Below are 13146 nucleotides of genomic sequence, written 5' to 3' on the forward strand. Positions count from 1 at the left end.
GGGGAGCAAGAAACGTCAGGGTACGACGACGGCGCGTGGCTACCTCACGGGGCCACGCGCCGTCGTCGTACTGTTTTAGACTAGATCTTGCGGGTCAGGATGGCTTGCTTGACCTCTGCGATGGCCTGGGTGACCTGGATGCCGCGGGGGCAGGCCTCGGAACAGTTGAAGGTGGTGCGGCAGCGCCACACGCCTTCCTTGTCGTTGAGGATTTCCAGGCGCATGTCGCCGGCGTCGTCACGGGAATCGAAGATGAAGCGGTGCGCATTGACGATCGCCGCAGGGCCGAAATACTGGCCGTCCGTCCAGAAGACCGGGCAGGACGAGGTGCACGCGGCGCAGAGGATGCACTTGGTGGTGTCGTCGAAGCGTTCACGTTCCTCGGCGGACTGCAGACGTTCACGCGTTGGCTCGTGTCCCCGGTTTACGAGGAACGGCATGATCTCCCGGTAGGACTGGAAGAACGGCTCCATGTCCACGATCAGGTCCTTCTCGACCGGAAGGCCCTTGATGGGTTCCACGAGGATGGGCTTGGAAGTGTCCAGGTCCTTCAGCAGGGTCTTGCACGCCAGGCGGTTGCGCCCGTTGATGCGCATGGCATCCGAGCCGCAGACACCGTGCGCGCAGGAGCGGCGGAACGAGACCGTGCCGTCGTGCTCCCATTTGACCTTGTGCAGTGCATCCAGCACGCGGTCCGTGCCGTACATGGTGAGCTTCCACTCGTCCCAGTGCACCTCATCGGAGACCTCGGGGTTGTAGCGGCGGACCTTCAGCGTGATGTCGAAGGTGGGGATTTCTCCGCCGCCGCCAACACCGGGAGCGAGGTCAACCTTGGAGGCCGGTTCTTTTTCGACAGTTTCGGTGCTCATTAGTACTTACGCTCCATGGGCTGGTAACGGGTGAAGACTACCGGTTTGGTCTCAAGGCGCACCCCGCTGGTTTCAGTGGCGGAGGCATCCTTGTAGGCCATGGAATGGGTCATGAAATTCTCGTCGTCGCGCTCCGGGAAGTCCTCGCGGAAGTGGCCGCCGCGGGACTCCTGGCGGTGCAGGGCCGCTGCTGTCATGACCTTGGCCATGTCCAGCAGGAAGCCCAGCTCCACTGCTTCGAGGAGATCAAGGTTGAAGCGCTTGCCCTTGTCCTGGACGGTTACGCGGGTGTAGCGCTCCTCAAGTTTGTCGATGACTTCGAGGGCTTCCTTCAACGTCTGCTCGGTACGGAAAACCTGGACGTTGGCGTCCATGATGTCCTGCAGTTCCTGACGGATCTGCGCAACGCGCTCCCCGCCCTCCGAGCTCCGCATGGTGTCCAGGAGGCGCTCGGTCTCGACCAGCGGGTTGTCGGGGATTTCGACGAACTCTGCGGTTGTGGCGTACTCGGCGGCCGCGATGCCCGCGCGCTTACCGAAGACGTTGATGTCCAGCAGCGAGTTGGTGCCAAGGCGGTTTGAGCCGTGCACGGAGACGCAGGCGACCTCGCCGGCGGCATAGAGGCCCGGCACAACGGTGTCATTGTCCTGAAGGACCTCGGCCTTGATGTTGGTGGGAATCCCGCCCATCGCGTAGTGCGCCGTCGGGAAGACGGGAACCGGCTCTGTGTAGGGCTCGACGCCGAGGTAGGTGCGCGCAAACTCGGTGATGTCCGGCAGCTTGGCGTCGATGTGCGCGGGCTCGAGGTGGGTCAGGTCCAGCAGGACATAGTCCTTGTTCGGCCCGGCGCCGCGGCCTTCGCGCACTTCGTTGGCCATGGAACGGGCCACGATGTCGCGGGGAGCGAGGTCCTTGATGGTGGGGGCATAGCGTTCCATGAAACGCTCACCCTCGGAGTTGCGCAGGATCGCGCCTTCGCCTCGGGCCGCCTCTGAGAGCAGGATTCCCAGCCCAGCCAGTCCGGTGGGGTGGAACTGGAAGAACTCCATGTCCTCGAGCGGGATTCCACGGCGGAAGGCGATGCCCATGCCGTCGCCGGTGAGAGTGTGTGCATTGGAGGTGGTCTTGAAGACCTTGCCCACGCCGCCGGAGGCAAAGACAACGGACTTTGCCTGGAAGACGTGCAGTTCACCGGTGGCGAGGTCATACGAAACGACGCCGGCAACACGCTTCTGAATGCGCGTCTTGCCTTCGACGGTGACTTCCTCATCCACCGTGAGCATGTCCAGTACGTAGTACTCGTTGAAGAACTCGACGTTGTGCTTCACGCAGTTCTGGTACAGCGTTTGCAGGATCATGTGGCCGGTGCGGTCCGCGGCATAGCAGGCGCGGCGGACGGGAGCCTTGCCGTGGTCCCGGGTGTGGCCACCGAAACGGCGCTGGTCGATCCGGCCTTCGGGCGTGCGGTTGAAGGGCAGCCCCATCTTCTCAAGGTCCAGCACGGCGTCGATGGCTTCCTTCGCCATTACCTCGGCGGCGTCCTGGTCAACGAGGTAGTCGCCGCCCTTGACGGTGTCGAAGGTGTGCCACTCCCAGTTGTCCTCTTCGACATTGGCGAGCGCTGCACACATACCGCCCTGCGCCGCACCGGTGTGCGAACGCGTGGGGTAGAGCTTGGTCAGTACAGCCGTCCTTGCGCGCTGGCCGGATTCGATCGCGGCGCGCATGCCGGCGCCGCCGGCGCCAACAATAACGACGTCGTACTTGTGGACCTGCATACCTGTGCTCTTTCTGTCGAAATCCAGTCGATATCTAGGGGGCGGGCGAAGGCCCGAGGCGGCAGCTAAGGTGCCGGGCAGTAATCCGCCACGTGCGGAACGCCGTTGATGACAGGGCAGGGGTCAAAGGTGAAAATCACCAGGGTGCCCAGCACGACGATGACGACGGTGGCCACGTAGAGAACGCTCTTCAGCCAGAACCGGGTGGAGTCCTTCTCCGCGTAGTCGTTGATGATGACGCGGACGCCGTTGGTGCCGTGCAGCATCGCAAGCCAAAGCATGACCAGGTCCCAGACCTGCCACAGGGGATCAGCCCACTTGCCGGCCACAAAACCGAAGTCGACACCCTCGATGCCGTCACCCGCGATCATGCTGGTCCAGAGGTGGACGAAGATCAGGACAACCAGGACAACACCGGAGAGCCGCATGAACAGCCACGCGAACATTTCGAAGTTGCCCTTGGAGGAGCCGCTGCGCCGGTACTGGGGAGAAATACGGCCTGAACGCGGTGTTTCAACAATGGGAGCTGCCATGGCTTAGTGACCTCCGAATACCACAGAGAGATGGCGGATAGAGAAGGCGATCATGGTGACCGCCCAGAGCCCGACAACCGCCCACAGCATCTGGCGCTGGTACTTCGGACCCTTTTTCCAGAAGTCCACGAGAACCACGCGAAGTCCGTTGAAGGCGTGGAAGACGATCGCTGCGACCAGTCCCAGCTCTCCGAGGCCCATGAGGGGGTTCTTGTAGGACTCGATGACGACGTTGTAAGCCTCGGGTGAAACCCGTACCAGCGAGGTGTCGAGCACATGCACCAGTAGGAAAAAGAAGATCACGACGCCGGTAATACGATGCGCAACCCAGGACCACTGGCCTTCACGGCCGCGGTAAAGGGTGCCTGCTGGTGTCTTCGACACTGAAAAACCTCCCTGTGTCGCCTGGACGTCAGCGCGTCTTCCGCGCTGCAATGTCGCCTAAGCGAGAGCACTCTTCAAACAAGCCTAATCTAGGTTCCGCGCCGGGGGTGTTCAATTTAGGGCGCCCTACGCTGTGACTTTGTTAACAGGGCAAAGTGGCCCTTGAACACGGTAAGTACGGCTTCCAGTCGAGCGCGGAGGCTTCCCTGCATTAATGTGGGATCGATGAGTACTTCAGAGCACAGCCCACTGGACCGCTTTCACGGTGTGATCCCGGCCGGCGGCACCGGAACCAGACTGTGGCCCCTGTCCAGGGCGGCCGCCCCCAAGTTCCTGCACGACCTCACGGGGTCCGGCAGCACGCTGATCCGCGCCACCTTCGAGCGGCTCCACCCCCTGAGCGGTAAGCGGATCATGGTGGTCACGGGTAAGGCGCACCGCCGGGCCGTGCTTCGTCAGCTGCCGGAGCTGAAGGATTCGAACCTTGTCCTCGAGAGCGAGCCCAAAGACTCGGGTGCGGCGATCGGTCTCGCGGCCGCCATTCTCTACCGGCGCGATCCGGACACCATCATGGGATCCTTCGCTGCCGACCAGGTGATCGCACCGGTCGAGGAGTTCCAGGCTGCCGTCCGCGAAGCCGTTTACACCGCTGCCGAGGGATACATCGTCACGATCGGTATCCGTCCCACGCACCCGTCGACGGGCTTCGGCTACATTCGGGCCGGTGAAGCGCTGAGCATCGCGTCGGCCCCCAGCGCCCATTCCGTCATCGAATTCGTCGAGAAGCCGTCCGTCGGGGTTGCGCGAGAGTACCTGGACAGTGGCAAGTACAGCTGGAACGCAGGTATGTTCGTGGCCCCGGTGGCCCTGATGCTCAAACACCTCGAAGCCAACGAGCCCACCCTGTATGCCGGGCTGACGGAGATCGCCGAGGCCTGGGACACCCGCTCCCGTAATGAAGTGGCGCGCCGCGTGTGGCCCACGCTCCCGAAGATCGCCATCGACTACGCGGTTGCCGAACCTGCCGCCGCGGCGGGTGACGTCGCCATGATCCCCGGGAACTTCAGCTGGGACGACGTCGGCGACTTCGCTGCTATCGGCAGGCTCAACCCCGCGATGGAGAACAGTGAACTCACGGTGATGGGGGAGGGCGCGAGGGTCTTCTCGGAGAACGCTTCCGGGATCGTGGTTTCCGATACGAAGCGGGTGATCGCGCTGATCGGAATCGACGACGTCGTCATCGTCGATACCCCCGACGCACTGCTGGTGACCACCAAGGAACACGCCCAGGAAGTGAAGAAGGCGGTCGAGTCCCTCAGGGCGAGCGGCGACGTCGACGTCCTTTAGGCGCGCCGGCGACGCACAATGACGCCCGGTTGGGGCTGTCCCATCACCGTTGGATAGGCTGGACGAGTGCAGAAGACTCCCACCGAACCCCTCGTTGTTCCCCAGATCGGAGTGTGGGTAGCGCCGCTGCTGGATGAGCTGACCAGGTTCCGGCGTGACCTTCACGCAAATCCCGAGCTCTCGCACAAGGAGTACCGCACCACAGACCGGCTCGTAGAGCGTCTGGAGGCAGCCGGCCTGCAGCCCAAGCGGCTGGAGAACACCGGCCTGTTCGTGGACATCGGCCAGGGGGAGCTGAGGATCGGCCTGCGCGCGGATATTGATGCGCTGCCCATCCTTGAGGAAACAGACCTGCCGTACTCATCGACGAATACGGGCATTGCCCACGCCTGCGGCCACGATATCCACACCACCGTGATGCTCGGCGTCGCACTCGTACTGGCCAAGATCGACGCAGAGTCACCCCTCAGCGGGCGGATTCGGGTCATCTTCCAGCCCGCCGAGGAAACCATGCCCGGAGGTGCGCTGGATGTCATCGCCCAGGGCGTCCTCGACGAGGTGCCGCGCATCCTCGCGCTGCACTGCGACCCGCGCATCGACGTCGGACTGGTTGGCACGCGCATCGGTGCGATCACGTCGGCCTCCGACACAGTCCGGGTTGAACTGAGTGGCCGCGGCGGCCATACCTCCCGCCCGCACCTGACCGAGGACCTCGTCTTCGCCCTCGCCCATATTGCCGCGAACGTGCCCGCAGTCCTGTCCCGCCGGATCGACGTGCGCAGCGCCGTGTCGGTTGTCTGGGGCCAGATTCATGCCGGCTCCGCACCGAACGCGATTCCCGCCCACGGCTTCATGTCCGGTACCATGCGGTGCCTTGACGGCGAGGCCTGGGAAGCCGCCGGCGACCTCATGGACCACACCGTACGGCAGTTGGCGGCACCGTTCGGCGTCGAGGTGAAGATCGAACACACCCGCGGCGTCCCTCCCGTGGTGAACACCGAGGCTGAGACCGGCCTGATCGAGGCCGCTGCCCGGGCGGAGCTGGGACCTGAAGCAGTGGTGCTGACACCGCAGTCGATGGGCGGGGAAGATTTCGCCTGGATGACCCAGAAGGTACCCGGCGCAATGATGCGGCTGGGAACGCGCAGCCATGGTGGCGAGACCTATGACCTGCATCGTGGAGACTACATTCCGGATGAACACGCTATCGGCTGCGGCGTCCGTGTGATGGCGGCCGCAGCGATGCGCGCTGTGCTCGGCCTGCGCCACTAGGGGCTTGAACGAACACTCCGGCCTCCGCCGGGAATGCGTACGCCCGAAGTCCGGTTGGCACAACACGTGAGCAGCTCCACCGGAAACCGTGTCCCCCTGTCCGTCCTCGACCTCGCGACTGTTGGCGTCGGCCGAACCAGCGCCCAGGCCCTCGCCGACAGCACCCGGCTCGCCGTTGAAGCCGATCGTCTGGGGTTCACCCGGTTCTGGGTGGCGGAGCACCACAACATGCCCTCCGTGGCATCCACGAGCCCGGCGGTCCTGATCGCCCACCTCGGAGCGCACACCGAGCGGATTCGCCTCGGGTCCGGCGGGGTCATGCTGCCCAACCATGCCCCGTTTGTTGTCGCGGAGCAGTTCGCGCTGCTCGAAGCCCTTCAGCCCGGACGTGTGGACCTTGGCATCGGCCGCGCCCCTGGAACTGACCAGATGACCGCGATGGCCTTGCGCCGCCAGGTGGATGGACTCGGCGTGGAAGAGTTCCCCCAACACGTGCTCGAGGTCCTCGCACTCTTGGGGGATAACCGCACGCCCGAGAGGGCGGCGAGGCTGGCAGCCACTCCCGCACCGTCGTCGTTCCCTGAAGTCTGGCTCCTCGGATCCAGCGGATACTCCGCCCAGCTGGCCGGGATGCTGGGACTGCGGTACAGCTACGCCCACCACTTCGGGAACGAGGACCCGGCGGCCGTCATGCGGTTGTACCGGTCCAATTTCCAGCCCTCGCCGGTGCTCGCGGAACCCTATGCAATGCTTGCGACCTCCGCCCTCACCGCCGAAACCGAGGAGGAAGCCCGGTACCTCGCCGGTCCGGCGCAGGTCATGGCACTGTCCCTGCGTTCCGGGCGGCCCGCTCCCATTGTGTCCCCGCAGGAGGCCGCGGAGCGCGTCCTGACGGAGCAGGAGCAGACGATGCTCCAGCACCTCCCCGCGATCAAAACGGTCGGCACTCCTGGGCAGGTCACGGCGCGGCTGGATGAGTTGGTGGAAATCACCGGTGCGCAGGAGCTGATGATCACCGGAACAACGTACGACGTCGGCAGCCGGGTTGATTCCCTGGCCCACCTGAGTGCCGCGTGGGACCTCGCTACGGCAACCCGTTGAAACGGAACTTACCCGTAGGTAACAAAACTTGAACAATATGGGTGCCCGAGGCGGGTTTTGGTAGTGTGCCCGGTCACTCCCCGTTAGAGTAAGCTGCATCATCGAGTCCCGATTGAGGCGGGACCGGCGCCACGAATATCAATGAAAACAGAGCTTCGATGCCAATGAAGGCATCGCAAACGGACACTCATTGGGATCTAGGTCGTGGGCTAATTTCTTATCGGAGGAACATTGAAGAATTCACGGAGCTTGATAGGGCGCCGCACGGGTATGTCCGTTGCAGCACTGGGAGCAGCAGCCCTTCTTCTCGCAGGCTGCGGTGCGCCGCCGGCGGAAACTGATGGTGGTGGAGGATCTGATCCCGTGGCCGGCGCGAGTGATTACACCGGTTGCATCGTTTCGGACTCTGGCGGTTTCGACGATCAGTCGTTCAACCAGTCGGCGTACGAGGGTCTGCTCGCGGCTGAAGAAGCGCTGGGCATCGACACCCAGGAGGCAGAATCCCAGGCGGAGACAGACTTCACCCCGAACGTGAACTCAATGGTCACCTCCGGCTGCGATCTGATCGTGACGGTCGGGTTCCTGTTGTCGGCGACCACGGCGGAGGCCGCTGAAGCCAACCCGGACACCAATTTCGCTATCGTCGATGATGCGCAGATTGACCTGCCGAACGTCAAGCCGATCATCTATGACACGGCTCAGGCCGCGTTCATGGCCGGTTATCTGGCTGCCGGAACCAGCGAGACGGGCAGGGTGGCAACTTACGGGGGTATCCAGATTCCTACCGTGACCATTTTCATGGATGGTTTCGCTGACGGTGTTGCTTATTACAACGAGCAGAAGGACGCCGATGTCCAGCTCCTCGGGTGGGACAAGGAAGCACAGACCGGCACGTTCATCGGTGACTTCGAGAACCAGGCTGCAGGTAAGACCAACACGCAGAACTTCATCAATGAGGGCGCGGACATCATCATGCCGGTAGCCGGCCCCGTCGGCCTCGGCACCATCGAAGCCGTAGAGGAAGCCAATACAGACGGCGGCACCAACAAGGTCATCTGGGTTGACTCCGACGGCTTCCTGACCGTCGAGTCCGGCACTGAATACATCCTCACCTCTGTCATGAAGCTCATGGGCGAGGCAGTCGAGCAGGTCATTACCGAGGACGTCGAAGGCAACTTCAGCCCCGAGCCGTACGTCGGCACCCTTGAAAACGGCGGCGTTGCACTTGCTCCGTTCCACGACCAGGAAGAAGCCGTGTCTGACGAGATGGCAGCTGAACTCGAGGAAATCAAGGCGAGCATCATCTCCGGCGACATCACCGTCGAGTCTGAGGCAAGCCCCCAGTAACACCGCAGTAGAACGCGCCGCCCGCTCCCAAAAGGTCCAACGGACCCAAGGAGCGGGCGGCGTGTTTCGCGCTACGGTTGAAATTGGAATCCTTGGAGGGTGCTCACCGGGTACCGTCCAGATACCTCCTATAGGACAGGTTGGTTGGGGTTGTGAAACTCGAACTGCAGGGAATCACCAAGCGATTTGGGTCCCTTGTTGCCAATGACAATATTGATCTGGTGGTGAACCCCGGCCAGGTGCACTGCCTCCTCGGGGAAAACGGCGCGGGCAAGTCCACGCTGATGAACGTGCTCTACGGACTGTATGAGCCGTCCGAGGGTCGCATCCTTGTGGATGGCAAGCCGGTGACTTTCCGCGGTCCCGGAGATGCCATGGCCGCAGGAATCGGCATGGTCCACCAGCACTTCATGCTTATCCCTGTCTTCACCGTGGCAGAGAACGTGGCGCTCGGAAACGAGTACACCAAGGCCGGCGGCGTTCTTGATCTCGGTAAGACACGTGAGCGTATCCGCGAGATTTCCGATCGTTACGGGTTCGACGTTGATCCCGATGCCCTCGTCGAGGACCTCCCCGTGGGTGTCCAGCAGCGGGTGGAGATCATCAAAGCGTTGGTGCGTAAGGCCGAGGTGTTGATCCTGGATGAACCCACCGCGGTCCTCACACCGCAGGAGACGGATGAGCTGATCCAGATCATCGAGGAACTGAAGACCGGTGGCACGGCTATTGTTTTCATCTCCCACAAGCTGCGCGAGGTCAAGGCCGTTTCGGACGTCATCACGGTGATCCGCCGCGGCGCCGTCGTTGGCACGGTCGAGCCGACCGCGAGTACTGGTGACCTCGCGTCGATGATGGTGGGACGGCAGGTGAGCCTGAGCCTGAACAAGGCACCTGCCACACCCGGTGAAACCACGTTCCAGGTCCGTGACCTCACGGTAGAGGGCCCGAGTGGTCAGAAACTTGTTGACGGTGTGAGCTTCGAGATCGCCCAGGGTGAGATCGTCGCGGTCGCCGGTGTGCAGGGAAACGGGCAGACAGAGCTGACCGAAGCGGTCCTGGGATTGCACCCGCATGCCACGGGCTCCGTCCAGCTGGGCGGTAAGGAGTTGCTGGGTAAGCGGGTGAAGGACATCATCCGCGAGGGTGTGGGGTTTGTGCCCGAGGATCGGAAGGTTGACGGGTTGGTGGGTAGTTTCTCCATCGCGGAGAACATGATCCTGAACTGGTATAACGAGGCACCCTTCGCGAAGGGTCTGGCGATGAAGCCGGCCGTGGTGCTGAAGAACGCGCAGGAGAAGGTCGCTGAGTTCGACGTCCGTACGCAGAGCGCCGAAGCGCCGGTGAGTACGCTCTCGGGCGGTAATCAGCAGAAGGTGGTCCTGGCGCGGGAACTATCCCGGCCGTTGAACCTTTTCATTGCGTCCCAGCCCACCCGCGGCGTGGATGTCGGCTCGATCGAGTTCCTGCACAAGCGGATCGTGGCTGAGCGTGACTCCGGCACCCCGGTCATGATCGTCTCGACCGAACTGGATGAGATCAGCGAACTGGCAGACCGCATCGCCGTGCTGCATGGCGGGCAGCTGATGGGAGTTGTTCCCGGGGGCACCTCCCGCGACGTCCTCGGCCTCATGATGGCAGGCATGACCGCCGAAGAAGCCTTACGGCAAGACCCGGACCAGACCACGCCCACAGACAATACAGACAACAACGCAGCAGACAATACAGCCGACAATGCAGCAGACAATACAGCCGACAATGCAGCAGGCAATGCAGACGGCGCCGCCCATGAGAACGAGACCGGTGCGCCGGCGCGTGAAAGAGACGATACTAACGACCCGGTGACGGGGCACGGGCGTCGCGCTGCGGCGTCGAGGGAGGATGGCCAGTGAGTGCTGATAACCGTGGTTCCAACACCGCTGCCGAGAACACGGCCGCTGAGAACATGGCTGCCGAAAGCACGGCGGCACCGCCTCCCGCACCCGGCACCGGCGATACGACGCCGGCACCCCAGGAGGACCACGACCGCGGACGCGGGGTACTGCAGAGCATCGTCAGCGGCTCTTCGCTGGTGGCGATCCTCGCCGTCGTCCTTTCGATCATCCTGGGTGGGATCCTTATTGCCTTCACCGATGAGGATGTCGCGGCGGCGTCGTCGTATTTCTTCAGCCGTCCGACGGACACGCTGGCCGCGGCGTGGGAAGCTGCCAGCGGCGCCTACGTGGCGTTGTTCCAGGGGGCGGTGTTCAACCCGCGCGCTGATTCGTTGGCGTTGATGTTCCGTCCGTTGACCGAAACCCTGACCGTGGCGACGCCGCTGGTCCTGGCCGGGCTTGGTGTGGCTGTGGCGTTCCGGGCGGGTCTGTTTAATATCGGCGCGCAGGGCCAGATCATCCTCGGGGCGATGTTCGCAGGCTGGATCGGTTTCTCCTGGCACCTGCCCTTCGGTATCCACCTGTTGTTCGTGGTGATCGCGGGCTTCATCGGCGGTGCGTTGTGGGGGCTGATCCCGGGCATCCTCAAGGCACGCGCCGGGGCGCATGAGGTGATCGTGACGATCATGCTGAACTACATCGCGATCAACCTCGTCGGATACTTCCTGACCACCCCGTTCTTCCAGAACCCGGGCTCGGCGAACCCGATCAGCCCCCGGCTCGATGAAACGGCGGTGTTCCCGCAGATCCTGGGCCCGCAGTTCCGGCTCCACCTCGGTTTCCTGATCGCCGTGGCCGCGACCTACGGCGTGTGGTGGCTGCTCAACCGCTCCACCGTCGGGTTCGAACTGCGTGCGGTCGGCGCCAACCCGTTCGCTGCCCGGACCGCGGGGATCAGCGTGACCAAGGGTTACGTCGTCGTGATGATGCTCGCCGGCGGGCTGGCCGGCCTGGCCGGTGTAGCACAGGTCGCGGGCACCGAGCAGGTCCTGACGGCCGGGATCGCCGCGAGTTTCGGCTTCGACGCCATTACGGTGGCGTTGTTGGGCCGCTCGCACCCGTGGGGTGTGTTCGCGGCCGGTGTCCTCTTCGGTGCCTTCCGGGCCGGCGGGGTGCAGATGCAGACCCTCACCGGAACACCCATCGATATTGTCCTGGTGGTGCAGTCGCTGATCGTCCTGTTCATCGCCGCCCCACCGCTGGTGAAGGCGATCTTCCGGATCGACCGCAAGAAGACCGGTAACCACAAAAACCGCAAAAACCGGAAAGCCACCGTAAACCAGGGCGCCGCCGGAGGTGCAGCATGAGCATGGCAGCAACCGTGACCGATACCCGCGTCTCAGGGGCCGGCCGCAGCTGGAAGGCGCCCATCGGCTTCGGCATCGGCGCGCTGGCAGCGCTGATCGTCTTCGCCCTCGGTGGCCCCGCAACCACCGCTGTTTTCCGTGTCTCGGATGATTCGGACCGGTTCCGTCTCGCGGACCTGGTGTTGCCCGCGAACGTTGTGGGCTGGGTTGTAGCGGTTGCCCTGGCCGGTATCACCGTGTATTCGTTCCTGCAGGCCCGCAAGGGTGAGAAGATCAACCGCTGGTTCGGTATCGCGTATGCGGTCCTGTTCGTTGTCGGTTTCCTCACCTGGGTGGTGGGCATCGCGGACCGGCCCACCATTTCCCTGGCCGGCCTGGTGGCAGGTTCGGTGACCCTGGCGATCCCGCTGATCTTCGGTTCCCTCTCCGGTGTCCTGTGTGAGCGGGTCGGTGTCGTGAACATCGCTATCGAGGGCCAACTGCTCTCCGGCGCGTTCGCCGCCGCGGTCGCCGCATCGGTGTCCGGCAACGCCTACGTCGGCTTGTTCGCGGCGGCGTTCGCCGGGGTACTCGTGTCCCTGGTCCTGGCACTGTTCAGCATCAAGTACCTGGTGAACCAGATCATCGTCGGCGTGGTGTTGAACGTGTTGGTCTCCGGCCTGACCGGGTTCCTGGCCTCAACGCTGCTCAGCCGCGACTCGGAAACCTTCAACTCACCACCGAGCCTGCCCGACGTGCGCATACCGCTGCTCGCGGACATCCCGGTGATCGGACCCATCCTGTTCAACCAGACCATCGTCGGCTACATCATGTACGCCGCCGTGATCATCATCTGGCTTGGGCTCTACCGCACCCGGTGGGGCCTTCGGGTGCGCGCCGTCGGAGAGCACCCGCAGGCCGCGGACACCATGGGCATCAAAGTCAACTCCACCCGATTCTTCAACGTCCTGCTCGGTGGAGCGGTAGCCGGCTTCGGCGGCGCTTTCTTCACCCTCGTCTCGGTCAGCACCTTCACCCGCGACATGACGGCCGGCCAAGGCTACATCGCCCTCGCAGCACTGATCTTCGGGCGCTGGAACCCCATCGGAGCGTTCTTCGCAGCCCTCCTGTTCGGTTTCGCCACCAACCTCCGCTTTGTGCTCTCGATCATCGGCACGGACGTACCAAGCCAATTCCTGGCCATGCTCCCCTACATCGTGACCATCGCCGCCGTCGCCGGACTCGTCGGCCGGTCCCGACCACCCGCCGCAAGCGGCACCCCATACGTCAAGGAATAA

Annotated in this window: 11 protein-coding genes; 7 read left to right on the forward strand and 4 right to left on the reverse strand. The window is 63.5% G+C overall.

Going from position 1 to position 13146, the window contains the following annotated elements:
• Positions 1-80: 80 nt before the first annotated feature.
• The 4 genes from BJ994_RS03800 to sdhC all read right to left on the reverse strand — a co-directional run bounded on the left by BJ994_RS03800 (position 81) and on the right by sdhC (position 3564).
• A complete protein-coding gene (locus BJ994_RS03800; protein WP_167991636.1) occupies positions 81-869 on the reverse strand; it encodes a succinate dehydrogenase iron-sulfur subunit in 789 nt (262 codons plus the stop codon).
• On the reverse strand, positions 869-2647 hold the full coding sequence (gene sdhA / locus BJ994_RS03805) for a succinate dehydrogenase flavoprotein subunit (protein ID WP_167991639.1): 1779 nt from the start codon (positions 2645-2647) through the stop codon (positions 869-871). Before sdhA ends, BJ994_RS03800 begins: the two co-directional genes overlap by 1 nt.
• Before the next feature lie 65 nt (positions 2648-2712).
• Complete coding sequence (locus BJ994_RS03810; protein WP_167991641.1) at positions 2713-3180, reverse strand: succinate dehydrogenase hydrophobic membrane anchor subunit; 468 nt, start codon at positions 3178-3180, stop codon at positions 2713-2715.
• 3 nt (positions 3181-3183) lie between these two features.
• Positions 3184-3564: a succinate dehydrogenase, cytochrome b556 subunit gene (sdhC, locus tag BJ994_RS03815; RefSeq protein WP_167991643.1), complete on the reverse strand. Its 381-nt coding sequence runs from the start codon at positions 3562-3564 to the stop codon at positions 3184-3186.
• A gap of 225 nt (positions 3565-3789) precedes the next feature.
• On the opposite strand from sdhC, the gene BJ994_RS03820 reads away from it, so the two are divergent.
• From BJ994_RS03820 to BJ994_RS03850, 7 genes are all read left to right on the forward strand, one after another.
• Entirely contained in the window at positions 3790-4911 is a 1122-nt protein-coding gene (locus tag BJ994_RS03820) for a mannose-1-phosphate guanylyltransferase (protein WP_167991645.1), read from the forward strand.
• Between the two features lie 66 nt (positions 4912-4977).
• Positions 4978-6183 carry an amidohydrolase gene (locus BJ994_RS03825; RefSeq protein WP_167991647.1) on the forward strand — a complete coding sequence of 402 codons (1206 nt, stop codon included), beginning with the start codon at positions 4978-4980 and terminating at the stop codon, positions 6181-6183.
• 66 nt (positions 6184-6249) lie between these two features.
• Entirely contained in the window at positions 6250-7284 is a 1035-nt protein-coding gene (locus BJ994_RS03830; RefSeq protein ID WP_342450268.1) for an LLM class flavin-dependent oxidoreductase, read from the forward strand.
• 270 nt (positions 7285-7554) lie between these two features.
• Positions 7555-8631: a BMP family lipoprotein gene (locus tag BJ994_RS03835; RefSeq protein ID WP_167991651.1), complete on the forward strand. Its 1077-nt coding sequence runs from the start codon at positions 7555-7557 to the stop codon at positions 8629-8631.
• Positions 8632-8783: 152 nt separating this feature from the next.
• Positions 8784-10520, forward strand: a complete 1737-nt coding sequence (locus BJ994_RS03840) for an ATP-binding cassette domain-containing protein (protein ID WP_167991654.1) — start codon at positions 8784-8786, stop codon at positions 10518-10520.
• A gap of 53 nt (positions 10521-10573) precedes the next feature.
• The gene (locus tag BJ994_RS03845) at positions 10574-11869 is read left to right on the forward strand and encodes an ABC transporter permease (RefSeq protein ID WP_167995829.1); all 1296 of its coding nucleotides are present in this window, start codon (positions 10574-10576) and stop codon (positions 11867-11869) included.
• Complete coding sequence (locus BJ994_RS03850; RefSeq protein WP_167991658.1) at positions 11866-13146, forward strand: ABC transporter permease; 1281 nt, start codon at positions 11866-11868, stop codon at positions 13144-13146. Before BJ994_RS03845 ends, BJ994_RS03850 begins: the two co-directional genes overlap by 4 nt.

This window comes from Arthrobacter pigmenti (genome assembly GCF_011927905.1).
In the GTDB taxonomy this organism is placed as follows: domain Bacteria; phylum Actinomycetota; class Actinomycetes; order Actinomycetales; family Micrococcaceae; genus Arthrobacter_D; species Arthrobacter_D pigmenti.

Bases quoted from the DNA above. Each gene is read 5' to 3' on its own strand.
- BJ994_RS03800 (WP_167991636.1), bottom strand. From the start codon at position 869: ATGAGCACCGAAACTGTCGAAAAAGAACCGGCCTCCAAGGTTGACCTC.
- sdhA (WP_167991639.1), bottom strand. From the start codon at position 2,647: ATGCAGGTCCACAAGTACGACGTCGTTATTGTTGGCGCCGGCGGCGCC.
- BJ994_RS03810 (WP_167991641.1), bottom strand. From the start codon at position 3,180: ATGGCAGCTCCCATTGTTGAAACACCGCGTTCAGGCCGTATTTCTCCC.
- BJ994_RS03820 (WP_167991645.1), top strand. From the start codon at position 3,790: ATGAGTACTTCAGAGCACAGCCCACTGGACCGCTTTCACGGTGTGATC.
- BJ994_RS03835 (WP_167991651.1), top strand. From the start codon at position 7,555: ATGTCCGTTGCAGCACTGGGAGCAGCAGCCCTTCTTCTCGCAGGCTGC.
- BJ994_RS03845 (WP_167995829.1), top strand. From the start codon at position 10,574: ATGGCTGCCGAAAGCACGGCGGCACCGCCTCCCGCACCCGGCACCGGC.
- BJ994_RS03850 (WP_167991658.1), top strand. From the start codon at position 11,866: ATGAGCATGGCAGCAACCGTGACCGATACCCGCGTCTCAGGGGCCGGC.